The 16,555-nt window shown below is 62.2% G+C and carries 16 protein-coding genes, 1 tRNA gene and 3 pseudogenes; 7 read left to right on the top strand and 13 right to left on the bottom strand.

Annotated features, from left to right (window positions below):
• Positions 1-25: 25 nt before the first annotated feature.
• Positions 26-787: a substrate-binding periplasmic protein gene (locus ACQVLG_RS13135; protein WP_474294958.1), complete on the bottom strand. Its 762-nt coding sequence runs from the start codon at positions 785-787 to the stop codon at positions 26-28.
• On the opposite strand from ACQVLG_RS13135, the gene ACQVLG_RS13130 reads away from it, so the two are divergent.
• Genes ACQVLG_RS13130 through nth form a run of 3 tightly spaced genes read left to right on the top strand, consistent with a single transcriptional unit; the run spans position 786 to position 2,513 of the window.
• Complete coding sequence (locus tag ACQVLG_RS13130) at positions 786-1,130, top strand: hypothetical protein (RefSeq protein WP_474294956.1); 345 nt, start codon at positions 786-788, stop codon at positions 1,128-1,130. The two genes, ACQVLG_RS13135 and ACQVLG_RS13130, sit on opposite strands and share 2 nt — an antisense overlap.
• 16 nt (positions 1,131-1,146) lie before the next feature.
• The gene (rsxB, locus tag ACQVLG_RS13125; protein WP_474294954.1) at positions 1,147-1,869 is read left to right on the top strand and encodes an electron transport complex subunit RsxB; all 723 of its coding nucleotides are present in this window, start codon (positions 1,147-1,149) and stop codon (positions 1,867-1,869) included.
• Positions 1,866-2,513 (top strand): endonuclease III, encoded by a 648-nt coding sequence (nth, locus tag ACQVLG_RS13120; RefSeq protein WP_474294952.1) that lies wholly within the window; start codon positions 1,866-1,868, stop codon positions 2,511-2,513. The genes rsxB and nth overlap by 4 nt, the downstream gene beginning before the upstream one ends.
• A 57-nt stretch (positions 2,514-2,570) precedes the next feature.
• Here the strand turns inward: nth and proB are convergent.
• The 5 genes and pseudogenes from proB to rplU form a co-directional block, all read right to left on the bottom strand.
• Positions 2,571-3,688, bottom strand: a pseudogene (gene proB / locus ACQVLG_RS13115) (glutamate 5-kinase).
• A gap of 27 nt (positions 3,689-3,715) precedes the next feature.
• A complete protein-coding gene (locus ACQVLG_RS13110; protein WP_474294950.1) occupies positions 3,716-4,126 on the bottom strand; it encodes a hypothetical protein in 411 nt (136 codons plus the stop codon).
• A gap of 13 nt (positions 4,127-4,139) precedes the next feature.
• A pseudogene (obgE, locus tag ACQVLG_RS13105) lies at positions 4,140-5,253 on the bottom strand (GTPase ObgE).
• 114 nt (positions 5,254-5,367) lie between these two features.
• Positions 5,368-5,640, bottom strand: a complete 273-nt coding sequence (gene rpmA, locus ACQVLG_RS13100) for a 50S ribosomal protein L27 (RefSeq protein ID WP_070219281.1) — start codon at positions 5,638-5,640, stop codon at positions 5,368-5,370.
• A gap of 53 nt (positions 5,641-5,693) precedes the next feature.
• Positions 5,694-6,005 carry a 50S ribosomal protein L21 gene (gene rplU / locus ACQVLG_RS13095; protein WP_034754730.1) on the bottom strand — a complete coding sequence of 104 codons (312 nt, stop codon included), beginning with the start codon at positions 6,003-6,005 and terminating at the stop codon, positions 5,694-5,696.
• Positions 6,006-6,309: 304 nt separating this feature from the next.
• Here rplU and ispB point away from each other — a divergent pair, with 304 nt between their 5' ends.
• Positions 6,310-7,302, top strand: coding sequence for an octaprenyl diphosphate synthase (gene ispB / locus ACQVLG_RS13090; RefSeq protein WP_474294947.1), 993 nt, complete (start codon positions 6,310-6,312; stop codon positions 7,300-7,302).
• Positions 7,303-7,352: 50 nt separating this feature from the next.
• Here ispB and arsH read toward each other — a convergent pair whose 3' ends face one another.
• Genes arsH through ACQVLG_RS13075 form a run of 3 tightly spaced genes read right to left on the bottom strand, consistent with a single transcriptional unit; the run spans position 7,353 to position 8,869 of the window.
• Positions 7,353-8,078 (bottom strand): arsenical resistance protein ArsH, encoded by a 726-nt coding sequence (arsH, locus tag ACQVLG_RS13085; RefSeq protein ID WP_474294945.1) that lies wholly within the window; start codon positions 8,076-8,078, stop codon positions 7,353-7,355.
• Positions 8,079-8,501 (bottom strand): arsenate reductase (glutaredoxin), encoded by a 423-nt coding sequence (gene arsC / locus ACQVLG_RS13080; protein ID WP_474294944.1) that lies wholly within the window; start codon positions 8,499-8,501, stop codon positions 8,079-8,081.
• On the bottom strand, positions 8,498-8,869 hold the full coding sequence (locus ACQVLG_RS13075; RefSeq protein ID WP_474294942.1) for an ArsR/SmtB family transcription factor: 372 nt from the start codon (positions 8,867-8,869) through the stop codon (positions 8,498-8,500). Before ACQVLG_RS13075 ends, arsC begins: the two co-directional genes overlap by 4 nt.
• A 74-nt stretch (positions 8,870-8,943) precedes the next feature.
• Here ACQVLG_RS13075 and ACQVLG_RS13070 point away from each other — a divergent pair.
• The 3 genes and pseudogenes from ACQVLG_RS13070 (at position 8,944) to ACQVLG_RS13060 (ending at position 12,740) form a co-directional block, all read left to right on the top strand.
• Positions 8,944-11,084: pseudogene (locus tag ACQVLG_RS13070) on the top strand (AsmA family protein).
• Positions 11,085-11,140: 56 nt separating this feature from the next.
• Positions 11,141-11,217 (top strand) — tRNA-Pro (locus ACQVLG_RS13065).
• Between the two features lie 128 nt (positions 11,218-11,345).
• On the top strand, positions 11,346-12,740 hold the full coding sequence (locus ACQVLG_RS13060; RefSeq protein WP_474294940.1) for a GntP family permease: 1,395 nt from the start codon (positions 11,346-11,348) through the stop codon (positions 12,738-12,740).
• A 13-nt stretch (positions 12,741-12,753) separates the two neighbouring features.
• On the opposite strand, the gene ACQVLG_RS13055 is transcribed toward ACQVLG_RS13060, so the two are convergent.
• From ACQVLG_RS13055 to ACQVLG_RS13040, 4 genes are all read right to left on the bottom strand, one after another.
• Entirely contained in the window at positions 12,754-14,157 is a 1,404-nt protein-coding gene (locus ACQVLG_RS13055) for a sodium:solute symporter family protein (protein ID WP_474294938.1), read from the bottom strand.
• Between the two features lie 131 nt (positions 14,158-14,288).
• Positions 14,289-15,050 (bottom strand): 3-oxoadipate enol-lactonase, encoded by a 762-nt coding sequence (gene pcaD / locus ACQVLG_RS13050; RefSeq protein WP_474294937.1) that lies wholly within the window; start codon positions 15,048-15,050, stop codon positions 14,289-14,291.
• Positions 15,051-15,102: 52 nt separating this feature from the next.
• Entirely contained in the window at positions 15,103-15,393 is a 291-nt protein-coding gene (gene catC, locus ACQVLG_RS13045) for a muconolactone Delta-isomerase (protein WP_474294935.1), read from the bottom strand.
• A 9-nt stretch (positions 15,394-15,402) separates the two neighbouring features.
• A complete protein-coding gene (locus tag ACQVLG_RS13040) occupies positions 15,403-16,512 on the bottom strand; it encodes a muconate/chloromuconate family cycloisomerase (RefSeq protein WP_474294933.1) in 1,110 nt (369 codons plus the stop codon).
• Between the last annotated feature and the right edge of the window lie 43 nt (positions 16,513-16,555).

Below are 16,555 nucleotides of genomic sequence, written 5' to 3'. Positions count from 1 at the left end.
GTATTTAGATATTTCGTTTTGGCAACTAACAACAGTGCCGCGGGACGTCAGGGAAGGGACGGGGCACTAGCCAGGCTCTGTCGAGCCGCTTCCAGTAATCGCGTTCCAGCCTGGCCGTATCGATTTCACGGGCCGCTTCGTTGAAGCGTTTTTGCTGCGCCGCGCCGTCTGCCGTGCGCTGGAAGCACACGTGCACGGGGCGCTCCTTGAAGACCGTATCGATGATGGCGATGCGTTCCCGCTCGGCCTTGCTGAAGTTGCGCCCCATCAGCAAGTGCTGCAGGACATGGCGCTCGATGACGATCACGCGGTAGCGCTTGATGAACAGTTTTTTCAGATTCGTCGCGTCGTTCAAGCCCTCTTCCGTCTTCAGCTCGCCGCGCGCCACCATGCCATCGAACTGTTCTCCATTCGAATAGCCGGCCACGGTGCCGATGCGCAACTGGCCCAGCTCCGCCAGGGTGGCGCCGGGCACGCCATCTTCCTTCAGGTAGGCCAGCACGCCTTGCGTATTGCCAACCGGAACAGAAAAGTGGCAGAGTTTTTCCCGTTCGGGCGTGCGCCAGACGGCCAGAAAACCGGCATAGCGGGGACTGGCCAGGCCAAACTGCATGGCGCGCTTCCAGGGAAAGTACTCATATTTGACCGTATAGCCGAGACGCTCGAAGACGGCGCTGACCATGGCGCCCGACATGCCGTCGGCCGGCAGGCTGCGGGAAATGAAGGGCGGCCAGTCTTCCGCCGCGAAGCGGACGATGCGCGAGCTGGCAGCGCCCGGCGCCGCCATGGAAGATACTGCCTGCCCGTGCGCAAGGGCAAGCGCAGAGTGCATGAAGAAACAGAAGGGCAAACCAACTGTCCGGAGGAAACGCATGTTTTGCTCCTATGGCCTGGCGCGCATGGCAATGCAGGCGCGGCAACAGGACTGGCGGTCGGCTTTTTTTGATCACTGGCTTGATAAAAATCATGCTCCCATAAAAAAAGGAATTTTCAAAGTTGTTTATTTGCACTTTGACATTCCCGGAGAAATAAAATACGATTGCGGCGCGCCCGCAACAGCCCGCTATGCCCCTCTCGCAACACAGGTTTTTACTTGTATGCGGGCCAGATGGCCGATAATGACGTTTTAGCGTATTGAAGACGACCGTGCCGCATCCCGTTCCTCCCTCACTTGCCGACCAGATCGAAGACTTGCTGCCGCAAACGCAGTGCACCAAATGCGGCTACAACGGCTGCCGCCCGTATGCGGAAGCGATTGCCGCAGGCAGCGCCGACATCAACCAGTGCCCACCGGGCGGCGCGCAGGGCATCGTGCGCCTGGCCGGCTTGCTGGGCAAAAAAGTTATTCCGCTCAATCCCGTCAACGGCCTCGAACGTCCGCGATCTGTCGCCTACATCGACGAATCGCTGTGTATCGGCTGCACCCTGTGCATCCAGGCCTGTCCCGTCGACGCCATCGTCGGCGCCGCCAAACAGATGCATACGGTGGTGACCAGCCTGTGCACGGGCTGCGACCTGTGCGTGGCGCCCTGCCCCGTCGACTGCATCGTCATGTACCCGGTCAGCGGCGACGCCACGGGCTGGGATGCCTGGAGCCAGGCGGAAGCGGACGACGCGCGCGCGCGCCACGATTTCCGCACGCAGCGCCTGCGCCGCGAAAGCGAGGAAAACGAGGCGCGCCTGGCCGCCAAGGCCGTCGCCAAGATGCGCGAAGTGACGCAGGAAGTGCCCGTCACACCCGACGAACAGGCGGAAAAGGAGCGCAAGCGCGCCATCATCGCCGCCGCCATGGAGCGCGCGCGCGCCAAGGCCGCCGACAGCGCCCAGACCGAACCGCCCGCCCCCAACGCCCCGAAAAAAGACGCATGAACGCCGCCAAACGCCTGGAAATCTTTACGCGCTTTCGCGCCGCCAACCCGTCCCCGAAAACGGAACTCGAATACACGACGCCGTTCGAGCTGCTGATCGCCGTGCTGCTGTCGGCGCAGGCAACGGACGTGTCCGTCAACAAGGCGACCCGTTTGCTGTATCCGGTCGCCAATACCCCGGCCAAGATGCTGGCCCTGGGCGTGGACGAACTGGCCAGCTACATCCGCACCATCGGCCTGTTCCGCACCAAGGCGAAGAACGTGATCGCCACCTGCCAGATCCTGCTCGAGCAGCACGGCGGCGAAGTGCCGCGCGACCGCGCCTCGCTGGAAGCCTTGCCCGGCGTGGGCCGCAAGACGGCGAACGTGGTCATGAACACGGCGTTCGGCGAACCGACGATGGCGGTCGACACGCATATCTTCCGCGTCTCGAACCGCACCGGCATCGCGCCAGGCAAGAATGTCGATATCGTCGAGCAAAAACTGCTGAAATTCATCCCCAAGGAATTCCTGCACGACGCCCACCACTGGCTCATCCTGCACGGCCGCTACACCTGCACGGCGCGCAAGCCGCAATGCTGGAATTGCATGATCGCCGACCTGTGCGACTACAAGGACAAGTCGCCGATGCCGGCCGTGGTGTAAAGAAAAAAAACGGCCCGCAGGGGCCGTTTTGACATTCTACTGCCTGCAAGCAAGCATTTACAGCAAGACCATATTATCGCGGTGAATCAGCTCATGGCCTTCCATGTAGCCGAGGATGGACTCGATCTCGGTGGACGGCTTGCGCATGATGCGGCGCGCTTCGCCGCTCGTGTAGTTCGACAGGCCGCGCGCCACGGGCACACCATCCACGTCGACGCAGGTGATGACGGCGCCGCGGCCAAATTCGCCATTCACGCCCGTCACGCCGATCGGCAGCAGTGACTTGCCTTCCTGGCGCAGCTTTTGCACGGCGCCCGCGTCGAGCACGACGGCGCCGGCCGTGTGCAGATGATCGGCCATCCACTGCTTACGTGCCGTCAATTGGCCCGTTTGTGCCCGCAACTCCGTGCCGATCGCTTCGCCCTGCGCGAGGCGGCTGAGCACGTCGCTGTCGCGGCCCCAGGCGATGATGGTATGCGCGCCGGACTTGGCGGCGCGCTTGGCGGCGAGGATTTTCGTCAGCATGCCGCCACGCCCCAGGCTGGAGCCGGCGCCGCCCGCCATCGCTCCAGGGCCGGATCGCCGGCGATGCCCTGCGTGATCAGGTAAGCGTTCGGATCCTTGCGCGGGTCGGCCGAGAACAGGCCGTGCTGATCCGTCAGGATCACCAGCGCATCGGCCTCGATCAGGTTGGCGACGAGGGCGCCCAGGGTGTCGTTGTCGCCGAACTTGATTTCATCGGTGACGACCGTGTCGTTTTCATTGATGATCGGCACCACGCCCAGGCGCAGCAGGGTCGTCAGGGTGGAGCGGGCATTCAGGTAGCGTTCGCGGTCGGCCAGGTCGGCGTGCGTGAGCAGCACTTGCGCCGTGCCGAGGCTGTGGGCGCGGAAGCTGCTTTCATAGATTTGCGCCAGGCCCATCTGGCCGACGGCGGCGCACGCCTGCAATTCGTGGATATCGGTGGGGCGCTGCTCGAAGCCGAGGCGCAGCATGCCTTCGGCGATGGCGCCGGAGCTCACCAGCACCACTTCCTTGCCCAGGGCGCGCAAGCCGGAAATCTGCGCGGCCCAGCGGGCGATGGCGGCATGGTCGAGCCCGCGGCCATCGTTGGTGACCAGCGAGGAGCCGACTTTGATGATGATGCGGGTAGCTTTTTGAATCACGGAATCCATGGGGCGGCGCTCTTCACTTAATAGACGTCAGCGCGCAGGACGCAGCAGCAGCAAGGCCAGCCCCGCCGTCAGCTCGATTGCGCACATGAACAACACAAAACCCTGAGGCAAGCCGAAGCTGATGGCCGCGAACAGACGGCCGGCGGGCTGCGCCAGGACCAACATTGCAGTGATATCGCCGAGGACAGGCGGTTCGCCCTGCCGTGCCGCGAACAGCGCCAGCAGCGCGGTAGCGCCCCAGACACCGACATGGGAAGCGTAGAACTGGCTGTAGCCATCGACGCCATTGAGGAAGATGCCCATGCCGGCCGCCATCTCGTCGGCGAACAGCAGGCAGGCGACCGCGCTCAGCCCGTAAGCATACGCGATCAGATGCAATACACGGCGCTGCCACGCTTGCTTGCGCGCGGGCGCGACAGCGATCGTCTGTACCGGCATCAGGGTAAGGCTCTTAGTCGAGAATCTTGAAACGCGGATCATCCGGGTCGATCGACGAGATACCGCGCGCTTCTTCGGTCATCTGCGTTTCTTCGGCACGGCTTTCGCTGTGTTTCTTCTCTTCCAGATGTTGATAAATCGCATTCACCAGTTCCGGGCAACCCTGGTGGTTCAGCGCGGAAATCTCGAAAACGGGACCTTTCCAGGCGAAACGCTTGAGGAAATCCTTGACGATCTTCTTGCGCTCTTCTTCCGGCACCATGTCGAGCTTGTTCAACACCAGCCAGCGCGGCTTGTCGACCAGCGACTCGTCGTACTTTTTCAGCTCCTTGACCAGCGCCTTGGCTTCCTTGACAGGATCGACATTGGTTTCAAACGGCGCCAGGTCGACGATGTGCAACAGCAAGCCAGTGCGCTGCAAGTGGCGCAGGAATTGATGGCCGAGGCCCGCGCGCGCCTTCGGAAGCGCCTTCGATCAAGCCGGGAATGTCGGCGATCACAAAGCTCTTCTCGTGCGACACGCGCACCACGCCCAGGTTCGGGTGCAGGGTGGTAAATGGATAATCGGCAATTTTCGGACGCGCGTTCGAGACGGCCGAAATGAAGGTCGACTTGCCGGCGTTCGGCATGCCCAGCAGGCCCACGTCGGCCAGTACTTTCAGTTCCAGCCGCAGTTCGCGGCGTTCGCCTTCCTTGCCCTCGCCTTTTTGACGCGGTGCGCGGTTGGTCGAGGACTTGAAGTGAATATTGCCCCAGCCGCCTTCGCCGCCCTTGGCCAGCAGTTCGATCTGGCCGTGTTCGGTCAAATCGGCGAGGATTTCGCCGCTCGCGTTGTCGATGATCAAGGTGCCGACCGGCATGCGCAGGTGGATGTCATCGGCGCCCTTGCCATAGCAATCTGCGCCACGGCCAGGCTCGCCATTGCGAGCCTTGTGCATTTTGGAGAAACGGAAATCGACGAGCGTGTTGATATTGCGGTCGGCGACAGCCCAGATGGACCCGCCCTTGCCGCCATCGCCGCCATCGGGACCGCCGAAAGGCCGGAATTTTTCACGGCAGAAAGATGCGCAGCCGTTGCCGCCATCGCCCGCGATGACTTCGATTTTTGCTTCGTCGATAAACTTCATAATTTTGCCGCCATAAAACTAAAAAGGCTCTACCTTGGGCAGAGCCTTTCGATTGAAGGCTTGCGCCTTACATCATGCGATCATTGCGGAGCGAACTGGCGCTCCGCCAATGAATTACGCTGGTACTGCTTCGTTTGGTACAACGGTCACGAATTGCTTCGAGCCAGCACCTTTGACAACGAACTTCACTTTGCCAGCGATCAACGCGAACAACGTGTGGTCCTTGCCCATGCCTACGCCTTCGCCGGCGCGCACTGGGGTGCCGCGTTGACGAATGATGATGCCGCCAGCATTGATAGCTTGGCCGCCGTAGACTTTAACGCCCAGACGCTTTGATTCTGAATCACGGCCGTTTCGCGTTGTGCCGCCGCCTTTTTTATGTGCCATTTAAGACTCCTTGATAGCTGATTATGTAGACAAACTGCGTCAAACAGCGGCGATTAGCCGTTGATCGAAACGATTTGGATTTCGGTAAAATTCTGGCGATGGCCTTGATGCTTTTGGTAATGCTTACGACGACGCATCTTGAAAATTTTGACCTTATCATGGCGACCATGCGCCACAACCGTAACCAGTACCGTTGCACCTTCGACCAATGGAGCACCAAACTTGATGCTGTCGCCCGCGCCTACTGCGAGCACTTGATCGATGGTGATTTCGGAACCAATGTCTGCCGGTATCTGTTCTACTTTAAGTTTTTCGCCAGCGACAACTTTGTATTGTTTGCCACCGGTTTTTATGACCGCGTACATGATTTGAAACCTCATCAAATGTTGAAAGAATTTGTCCCACTGCCATGAAAAGCAAGCCGTGCACAACAGGGGGAACCAGCGATTATACACGGACTGAGAAATTGCGTCAAAAACTATTCACAAAGCTTGATGATCGTGGTATGTCGACAACCTGACCACCATGTCAGGCTTGCGCCAGGCAGACAGGAAAACACACGCCAGTGCCAACAAGATCAAACAATTGCCCTACAGCCATAGGCAAACATCACGCGCGCGCAAGCCTTGTCGTATAATCGCGGCACCCACAATCTAATGCAGGTTCGCCTTGTCTGACGCTAACAAACACGTTAACCAAAACACCATCGTGCAAACGATTGCCGCCGATATGGACGCAGTCAATACGGTGATCCGCCAAAAGTTGCACTCCGATGTGATTCTGATCAACCAGATCGCCGAATACATCATCAGCGCAGGCGGAAAACGCATCCGTCCCGTGCTGATCTTGCTGGTGGCCAATGCCCACGCCTATCGCGGCACGGCGCACCATGAACTGGCTGCCGTGGTCGAATTCATCCACACCGCCACCCTGCTGCACGACGACGTCGTCGTCGATGAATCGTCAATGCGCCGCGGACGCCAGACGGCCAACGCCCTGTTCGGCAATGCGGCTTCGGTGCTGGTGGGCGACTTCCTGCACTCGCGCTCGTTCCAGCTGATGGTATCGCTGAACAATATGCGCGTCATGCAAATCCTGTCCGATGCCACCAACGTGATCGCCGAAGGCGAAGTGCTGCAGTTGCTGAACATGCACGATCCGGACGTGACGCAGGACAGCTACCTGAACGTCATCCGCTCGAAGACGGCCAAGCTGTTCGAAGCGTCGGCGCAACTGGGCGCCCTGATCGCCGGCGCCAGCGAAGACGACATCGAAGCGGCCGCCGAATACGGCCGCTCGCTGGGCACGGCTTTCCAGCTGATCGACGACGTGCTCGACTATGCTGGCGACGCCGCCGAAATCGGCAAGAACGTGGGCGACGACTTGCGCGAAGGCAAACCAACCATGCCGCTGATCTGGCTGATGGAAAATGGTACGCCCGAGCAACGCGAACTGGTGCGCAGCTGCATCGAGCAAGGCGACGAACAGCATTTCGATGCCGTCCTGACGGCCATCACCAGCAGCGGCGCCCTAGACTACACGCGCAAGCAGGCGGAAATCGCCGGCCAGCGCGCCGCCGATGCCATCGCCGGCTGGCCTGACAGTGTTTATAAACAATCCATGCTGCAACTGTGCTCGTTTGCCGTGGACCGCAATCACTGACCGTGTTTGACCTGCATCAATAAAAAACGGCGCCACTGGCGCCGTTTTTATTACTGCCGTTCATGCTCCATGGCCGCATTCGCCAATTCCTGCACGATGGCCGGCGCCGCCTCCAGCCGTTCGCTGTAGCGGCTGCCCAGGTAGTCGCGGCGGTCGCGCACCAGCAAGGTGAATTTATACAGCTCCTCCATCACATCCACCAGGCGCTCGTAATACGGCGACGGCTTCATGCGGCCGTCATCGTCGAATTCCTGATACGCCTTGGCCACCGAGGACTGATTCGGAATGGTCACCATGCGCATCCAGCGCCCCAGCACGCGCAAGCCGTTGACGGCATTGAACGATTGGGAGCCGCCCGACACTTGCATCACAGCAAGAGTCCGGCCCTGCGTGGGTCGCACGCTGCCCGTTTCCAGCGGCAGCCAGTCGATCTGCGATTTAAAGACGCCCGTGACGGCGCCATGCCGCTCGGGGCTGCACCACACTTGCCCTTCCGACCATAGCGACAATGCGCGCAACTCCTGCACTTTCGGATGCTCGGGCGACACACTGTCGACCATGGGCAAGCCATGCGGGTCGAACACGCGCGTCTCGGCGCCGAAATGGCGCAGGATGCGCTCCGCTTCCAGCGTCAGCAGCTTGCTGTAGGAGCGCTCGCGCAAGGAGCCGTACAACAGCAGGATGCGTGGCGCGTGCGTGGACACATTGATCGGCGCCAATTTATCCAGGCTGGGCACGTCCAGGTGCGCGGCGCTGATGTTCGGCAACTCTTCCATTTATGCCACCGGCTTGCCGTCGGCACCCACCACGGCCTGGCCATCTTCCTTGACGAATGCCCCTTGCTGCGGCAGCGGCAGGATTTCCAGCACTTTTTCCGACGGCCGGCACAGGCGCACGCCCAGTTCCGTGACGACGATGGGGCGGTTGATCAAGATAGGATGGGCTTGCATGGCGTCCAGCAGGGCCGCGTCGGGCAAATCCGGATTGGCCAGGCCCAGCTCATCGTACAGGGCGCCCTTGTCGCGCATGGCCGCGCGCACGGACAGGCCCGCACGCTGGATCAGATCGACCAGTTCCTCGCGCGAAGGCGGCTGCTTGACGTAATCGATGATGACGGGCTCGACACCCGTGTTGCGGATCAGGGCCAGGGTATTGCGCGAGGTGCCGCAAGCGGTGTTGTGATAGATCGTGATCGTCATGTCGTGATGTCCTTCAGTAAATGTGGTTCGCTGACGCAGCAAGGCGCGCCAGCGCAGCAGTTCTCGGTCAAAAAGGCCAGCAAGCCGTTCATGCCTGCGTAATTGGCCGCATAGATGATGGAGCGCCCCGCCTTGCTTGCCGTCACCAGATTGGCGTGCGCCAGTTCCTTCAAGTGAAACGACAGGGACGAGGGCGCGATCGCCAGCGCTTCGGCGATTTTCGTCGCCGCCATGCCTTCCGGGCCCGTCTGCACCAGCAGGCGGAACACGGCCAGCCGCGATTCCTGTGCCAGCGCGGCCAGGGCCGAGATGGCAGCCGTGCTCGTCAGCGGCGCAGCTTGCGTTGCGATTGTATTTTCGTTTTCCATACTTCAATAATAATCGAATTATGGAATCAATGCCAGCAATCGCGCTACGTACGTAACCCAGCGCACCGACCGATATGAACAATCGGTCTACCTTGATGAAAAATCACTGCGATTGGCATTCCCATGAGACGCTCGACACCCCTGAAAATGCTCGGCTGGAGCCTGGCCGCCCTGCTGGCCCTGATTGCCATCCTCGTCATCCTCGTGCTGACCTCGACTGGAACCGCGCCCGCCCCTACATCAACGAGAAGGTGTCGGAAAGCACGGGCCGCAGCTTCGTCATCGGCGGCGATTTGCAGGTGGCATGGAAGCAAGGCCTCAAGACGGAGCCGGGCTGGCGCCGCTACGTGCCGCGCCCTGTCATCAGCGCCCAGGATGTGCGCATGAGCAACCCGGACTGGGCCACGGCCGGCCCGCAACTGGCCAGCGCGAAACGCATCGACGTGGCCCTCCACCCGCTGCCCCTGCTGCGGCACAAGCTGGTGCTGACGGACCTGGCGCTCGACGCACCCAATATCGCCCTGCAGCGGCGCGCCGACGGCAGCAATAGCTGGACCCTGAAAGACAATGGCCCGTCGGCATGGGACGTGGAAATCCAGCGCATGGCCTTCGCCGACGGCGCCATCCGTTATCTGGACGAGGGCATCGCCCTGGACCTGCGTGCCAAGGTCAGCTCGACGGCGCCCGACGCCACGCCGGGCGATGCGCCAGGCAACGCCCCCATGCAAAAATACGGCATCGAATTCACCCTGGGCGGCAGCTACCGCAAGGCGCCTGTGACGGGCGGCGGCAAGGCGGGCGCCGTGCTGTCATTGACCGACAACAACACCGTCTATCCCGTGCAGGCGCATGCCGTGCTGGGCAAGAACAAGGCCAGCATCGATGGCACGCTGACGGACCCGCGTTCGCTGTCCGGCATCGACTTGCAACTGAGCCTGGCCGGCGCCAGCATGGCCGACCTGTACCCGCTGACGGGCGTGCTGCTGCCGGAAACGCCGGACTACGCCACCAAGGGCCGCTTGCTGGGCAAGAAGGACGGCGCCAGCTGGAGCTGGACGTATCAGAACTTCAAGGGCACGGTGGGCCAGAGCGACCTGGCCGGCACCCTGCAATATTTACCGCGCCAGCCCCGCCCCCTGTTGCGTGGCGAAGTGACGTCGCAGCAGCTGCGCCTGGAAGACCTGGGTCCCACCATCGGCGACGACAGCAATCGCAAAAGCAGGCGCGCGGCAAGGCGCCCGTGCAGCCGGACAATAAAGCCTTACCCGTGGAACAGTTCAACACGGCGAAATGGAATGCGCTCGATGCCGACGTCAAATTCACGGGCAAGAAACTCGTGCGCACGCACGATATCCCGCTCAACGACATTGTCGCCAACATCCACATGAAAGACAAGGTGCTGAGTTTGACGCCGCTCAACTTCGGCATGGCCGGTGGCGACATCACGTCGAACATCACGCTCGACGGCCGTCAAAAGACCATCGCCGCGCAAGCGAAGGTGGCGGCGCGCCACCTCAAAATCCGCGAACTGTTTCCCAAGCTACAATCGATGCAAGCGAGCTTCGGTGAAGTGTATGGCGATGCGGCGCTGACGGGCCACGGCAATTCCATTTCCGCCATGCTGGCCAGCGCGAATGGCGAACTGGCGGCCACCGTCAGCGAAGGCTCCGTCAGCCAGTTCATGCTGGAACTGGCGGGCCTGAACCTGGCCAATGCCGTCTTCGTGAAAATCTTCGGCGACAAGCAGGTGCACCTGAACTGCCTGGCCAGCGATTTCGCCGTCACGAATGGCCAGGCCGACGTGCGCCGCTTCGTGCTCGACACGGACACGGCCGTGGTGAACATCACGGGCAACGTCAACCTGGCCCGCGAAACCCTGGACCTCGACGTGCGTCCCCGCACCAAGGGCGCCCGCATCATCACCCTGCGCACGCCGCTGTACGCGAAAGGCACGTTCAAGAACCCGGACGTGGGCCCGCAAAAAGGCCCGCTGGCCCTGAAAGCGGGCGCCGCCGTGGCCCTGGCCACCGTCGTCACGCCGCTGGCCGCCCTGCTGCCCTTGGTCAATGTCGACAAGGCCCCCGACACGGACTGCGCCGCCGTCATGGCGCAAGCAAACGCCACCCGCAAGGCCCCCACCTCCCCGGCGACGCATGCGCCGGCGAAAAAAGTGAGCGAAGCGGAAATCAAGAAGGCGCAACAGGAAAAGAAATAGAGACCTTGATGCAGCCGCTTGAAACCCGCACCGCCATCTGCTGTAATAAAGGAAAGCGGGGTGTGGCTCAGCCTGGTAGAGCGCTGCGTTCGGGACGCAGAGGCCGGAGGTTCGAATCCTCTCACCCCGACCAGTCCTTTTTCCTCACCGCGCCGGCCTGAACTGCTTGCACCTTGACCCACGCGTTGGCGTGTTGCTGGGAAGTATGATATTAATTGCATCATTAGTATCCTGATCACTTCTCGCGCAAGGGCCTGACCGATGTCTTTCCTGATAGTTCTGGCCGCACTGGCCTTCCTGATGCTGGCCGCCTACCGCGGCTACAGCGTGATCCTGTTTGCGCCTGTCGCCGCGCTGGGTGCCGTGCTGCTCACCGATCCATCCGCCGTGCCGGCCGTCTTCAGCGGCATCTTCATGGAAAAGATGGTGGGCTTCATCAAGCTGTATTTCCCCGTCTTTTTGCTCGGCGCCGTGTTCGGTAAGCTGATCGAGCTGTCCGGCTTTTCACAGTCCATCGTCATGGCGGCCATTCGCTACATCGGCAGCGCGCGCGCGAATGCCGTCATCGTCGCCGTGTGCGCGGCCCTGACTTACGGCGGCGTGTCGCTGTTCGTGGTGGTGTTTGCCGTCTATCCGTTTGCGGCCGAACTGTATCGCCAGAGTAATATCCCCAAGCGGCTGATGCCGGGCGCCATCGCCCTGGGCGCGTTTTCGTTCACCATGGATACTTTACCGGGCACGCCGCAAATCCAGAACATCATCCCCACCACCTTTTTCAATACGACCGGCTGGGCCGCACCGTGGCTGGGCACGATAGGCGCCGTGCTGACGGTGATCATGGGCCTGGCCTTTCTGGAATGGCGCCGCCGCTCCGTCATGGCGACGGGCGAAGGGTATGGGGCCGAGGCCGAAAAGGCCACGGCCGACGCGGGCGACTTGCCCCATCCGCTGCTGTCGGTGGCGCCTCTGGTGCTGGTGGGCGTGGCCAACTTTGCGCTGACCAAGCTGATCCCCCACTGGTATGGCGCCAGCTACGTGCTCACCGCCGAGGCCCTGCCGGGCTTGCATGCGCCCGTGTCCACGTCGATCGCCTCCGTGACCGGTATCTGGGCCGTGGAAGGCGCGCTACTGCTGGGAATCTTGCTCGTGTGCATTACCGCCTTCGGGCGCATCCGCGCCGCCTTTGCCGAAGGCACCAAGGCGGCCGTGGGCGGCGCCCTGCTGGCGGCCATGAATACGGCGTCCGAATACGGTTTCGGCGGCGTCATCGCCGCGCTGCCCGGTTTTCTTGCCGTCAGCAACACCTTGCGCAGCGTGCCCGATCCCCTCGTCAACGCGGCCGTCTCCGTCACCACCCTGGCCGGCATCACGGGCTCGGCATCGGGCGGCATGAGCATCGCGCTGGCCGCCATGTCGGACAGTTTTATCCAGGCCGCGCAACAAGCGCACATTCCGCTCGAAGTCATGCACCGCGTGGTGGCCATGGCCAGCGGTGGCATGGATACCCTGCCGCACAATGGCGCCGTGATCACCCTGCTGGCCGTCACGGGCCTCACGCACCGCCAGTCCTACCGCGACATTTTCGGCATCACCGTCATCAAGACCGTGGCCGTCTTCCTCGTCATTGCCATCTATTACATGACAGGACTGGTCTGAGGGTCGGGGCAAACTACAGGCGCGACGACGATGCCGGCTTCGCCACAGCTTGCGCCGGCTTGAACAGATGGCTGATACCCATGGTCAGCAGCGGGCCAGCCAGCGCCAGGTAGGAACTGTCGACGCCATAAGGATTGCCCGCCAGGAACCAGCCGATGGTGGCGATCACGGAAACGATCACGCCGACGAAGGCGCCGCGCGGCGTGCCGAACTTCGGCGCATAGAAAGCCATCAGCACCAGCACGGCCAGGGTGGCGCGCAGGGCCTTGCCGAGGAAGGCGATCATCAGCAGTTTTTCCGCGTATAGCGCCAGCACCAGCGGCAGCAAACCGGCCACGACGATGGCGATGCGCAGGAACATCAGCGATTTCGCGTCATTCTTCGCCTTGTTGTACCAAGGGTCATAAAAATCCTTCATGGCCAGCGTGGCCGATGCCAGGGTGGTGGCGGAAATGCCGCCGAACAGGGCACCGGCCAAGCCGACGATCATGATGCTGGCGGAAAACGCCGGCATGTGCGCGATCAGGGTAGGAAAAGCATCGATCGACTTCATGCCCGGATACAGCACGGCGCTGCACATGCCGATCAGGGCCGCCATCAGGCCGAACGGGATCATCAGCGAGGACACGTAATAGCAGGCGCGCTTGGCCACGGCCGGGTTGTCCGTGCTGACCAGCGCCTGGATCACGTATTGCGTGGCGAAGATGGAACCGATGCCGCCGATCATCCAGGCGATGATCTGGCCCCAGCCGATCTCGACCCAGTTGAACATCTTGGCCGGCAATTGCGCCTGCAGCGCGCCGATGCCACCGGAGGCTTCCAGCGCATACGCCAGCGCCAGGATCACGCCCAGGTACTTGACGATGGAGTGGGCGAAATTGGTGTAGACGACCGAGCGCATGCCGCCCAGGCTGACATAGATCACGGTGATGGCGCCCACCAGCAAGATGGCCACCGTTTTGTTGATGTGCAACACGGCCGCCAGCACGGCGCCGCCGCTCGCATACAGGGCCACGGCAACGATGCTCAACGCGACGATGGTGAGGATGGACGCCGCATAACGCACGGGCTCGCCATACGTTTGCGCCAGGATGCCGGAAATCGTCGACTGCCCGCTTTCCTTGTATTTCTTGACCAGCACGATGGCCAGCAGCAAGAAGCCCAGCGACAGCGCCACCAGGTTCCAGGCGGCGGAAATGCCCAGCTCATAACCCTTCTGGGCCGTGCCGATGCTGACGGAACTGCCAATAAATTCCGACAATAACAGTGCGCCGATCAGGTAGGCGGGATAATTGCGCCCGCCCGCCGTCATGCCCTCGGCGCTGTTGGCATGCTTGCGCACGCTGTAGGTAATGTACGACATGAGGGCGAAATAGCCCACCGTGATCGCAGCGATGATGATCAATCTGTTTTCCATCCGTCTACTCCAAGTCTGCTTTTCTTATTATTATTTTTCAAGAAAGCTTCCCCTGCCGCATGCAGGACGAGCCGGTGGCGGTGCTCAGGGGGAAGTCAAATTCCTGCCATACCTATACGGTACAGCAAGCCTCACAACAAAAAAGTCCGCAACTGCTCTGTAAACAAGTCCGCCGCCTCGACGTTCGAGATATGCGAGGCGGGCAGGCTTGCCAGGCGGGCACCCGCGATTTGCCGCTGCAGCCAGCGGCTGTCGTCGATGGTGGTCACGGGATCGTGCTCGCCCGCGATGATCAAGGTCGGCACGCTGATCGTGCCGACGCCGGCGTGCAAGTCCGCCTGGGCCAGCACCTCGCAGCAGGCCGCGTAGCCGCCGGCATCCTGGCTGCGCAAGGTGCCGACCAGGCGCGCCACCGTATCCGGCTCGCGCGCGATAAATTGCGGCGTGAACCAGCGCGTGGCGGCACTTCCGGCCACCGCGGCCATGCCGTCGCGGCGCACGTGCTCCGCCCGCAGCTGCCACGGCGCGGCGCCGCCGATGCGCGCCGCCGTATTCGCCAGCACGAGCTGCGTCAGGCGCCGCAGCTGGTGTATACCCAGCCACTGGCCAATCAAGCCGCCCATGGAAATGCCGCAGAAGGCAGCGCGCGCGATATCAAGGTGGTCGAGCAGCGCCACCACGTCCAGGCCCAGGCGCTCGATGCTGAACGGCGCGCTGCCGCTGGCGGACTGGCCATGGCCGCGCGTGTCGTAGCGCACGACAAAAAAGTCGCTTGCCAGCGCGGCCGCCTGCGCATCCCACATGGACAGGTCCGTGCCGAGGGAATTCGACAGGACCAGGCAGGGTTTAGCGCGCTCGCCATCCGTGCGGTAATGCAGGCCGATGCCGTCCACCTCGCACGTTTTCCCGGCAGTGTCATTGCTGTATGCATCATCGTCGGTCTCCTCAGGAATCGTCGCCGCGCACCGACGAAGGATGGCGGCACAGCGGCATCACGTCGATCTGCATGTAGGGGAACAGCGGCAGCGAGGTCAGCAAATTATGCAGCTCGTCCACGCTGTCCACGTCGAAGACGCTGATGTTGGCGTACTGACCGGCGATGCGCCACAGGTGGCGCCACTTGCCCTCGTGCTGCAGGCGCTGCGCCAGTTCCTTTTCCGTTTGCTTGAGCTGCGCCGCCTGCTCGGCGGGCATGCTCAACGGCAGGTTCACGTTCATGCGTACATGGAATAACATGGTTTCTCCTTATTGGCGTTGCATGGAACGCAGCTTGTCCAGGTCGATCTCGACGCCCAGGCCAGGCCCCGTCGGCACCTGCAGCATGAAGTCGCGGTACACGAGCGGTTCGCGCAAGACTTCCTGCGTCAGCAGCAAAGGCCCGAACAATTCCGTGCCCCAGGCCAGTTCGGCAAACGTGGAACAGACGTGGGCCGTGGCGGCCGTGCCGACGCCGCCTTCGAGCATGGTGCCGCCGTACAGGCCGACGCCCGCCAGGCGCGCCACGGTGGCCACTTCCAGCGCGGGCAGCAAGCCGCCCGACTGGGTGATTTTGACGGCAAACACGTCGGCCGCATCGGCCTGGACCAGCGCCAGCGCATCGGCGGGGCCGTGCAAGGCTTCGTCGGCCATGATGGCCACGTCGAAGCGCTGCTTCAGGCGCGCCAGCGCGGCGCGGTTGCCCGCCTTCACCGGTTGTTCGATCAGGTCGATGCCGCCCGCTTCCAGCGCGGCGATGCCGCACACGGCGTCCGTCTCGCTCCAGGCCTGGTTGACGTCGACCCGCACGCTGGCCCGCTCGCCCAGCGCCCGCTTGATTTCCAGCACGTGTGCCACGTCGTCCATCACGTCGCGCAGGCCGATCTTCAGCTTGAAGATGCGGTGGCGGCGCAGGTCCAGCATTTTTTCCCCTTCGGCGATATCGCGTGCCGTGTCGCCGCTGGCCAGCACCCAGGCCACAGGCAGCGCATCGCGCACGCGGCCGCCCAGCAATTCCGACAGCGGCACGTTCAGGCGGCGCGCCTGCGCATCCAGCAGGGCCGTCTCGATCGCGCACTTGGCGAAGCGGTTGCCCTGGATGACCTTGCGCACCCTGGCCATGGCCTTGGCCACTTCGCTCGCTTCCATGCCGACCAGCAGCGGCGCGATATAGGTATCGATATTCGTCTTGATGCTTTCCGGGCTTTCGCCGCCGTAGCCCAAGCCGCCGATGGTGGTCGCTTCGCCCCAGCCCGTGATGCCGTCGGCGCAGCGCAGCCGCACCAGCACCAGGGTCTGCGTATTCATGGTGGCGACGGACATCCGGTGCGGACGGATGGTTGGCACATCGACCAGGTAGGTCTCGATATTTTGAATCATATTTATTCCGTATAATTCTGTGGAGTGGTGACACGATATTCCC

Source organism: Janthinobacterium sp. TPC_1 (assembly GCF_056037845.1).
This window is presented reverse-complemented; position numbering and strand designations above follow the sequence as displayed.

Coding starts and splice junctions, on each gene's coding strand:
- ACQVLG_RS13130 (WP_474294956.1), top strand. CDS start 786: ATGGAAGATACTGCCTGCCCGTGCGCAAGGGCAAGCGCAGAGTGCATG.
- ACQVLG_RS13135 (WP_474294958.1), bottom strand. CDS start 787: ATGGCGGCGCCGGGCGCTGCCAGCTCGCGCATCGTCCGCTTCGCGGCG.
- nth (WP_474294952.1), top strand. CDS start 1,866: ATGAACGCCGCCAAACGCCTGGAAATCTTTACGCGCTTTCGCGCCGCC.
- ACQVLG_RS13110 (WP_474294950.1), bottom strand. CDS start 4,126: ATGCCGGTACAGACGATCGCTGTCGCGCCCGCGCGCAAGCAAGCGTGG.
- rpmA (WP_070219281.1), bottom strand. CDS start 5,640: ATGGCACATAAAAAAGGCGGCGGCACAACGCGAAACGGCCGTGATTCA.
- rplU (WP_034754730.1), bottom strand. CDS start 6,005: ATGTACGCGGTCATAAAAACCGGTGGCAAACAATACAAAGTTGTCGCT.
- arsH (WP_474294945.1), bottom strand. CDS start 8,078: ATGGAAGAGTTGCCGAACATCAGCGCCGCGCACCTGGACGTGCCCAGC.
- arsC (WP_474294944.1), bottom strand. CDS start 8,501: ATGACGATCACGATCTATCACAACACCGCTTGCGGCACCTCGCGCAAT.
- ACQVLG_RS13075 (WP_474294942.1), bottom strand. CDS start 8,869: ATGGAAAACGAAAATACAATCGCAACGCAAGCTGCGCCGCTGACGAGC.
- ACQVLG_RS13060 (WP_474294940.1), top strand. CDS start 11,346: ATGTCTTTCCTGATAGTTCTGGCCGCACTGGCCTTCCTGATGCTGGCC.
- ACQVLG_RS13055 (WP_474294938.1), bottom strand. CDS start 14,157: ATGGAAAACAGATTGATCATCATCGCTGCGATCACGGTGGGCTATTTC.
- catC (WP_474294935.1), bottom strand. CDS start 15,393: ATGTTATTCCATGTACGCATGAACGTGAACCTGCCGTTGAGCATGCCC.
- ACQVLG_RS13040 (WP_474294933.1), bottom strand. CDS start 16,512: ATGATTCAAAATATCGAGACCTACCTGGTCGATGTGCCAACCATCCGT.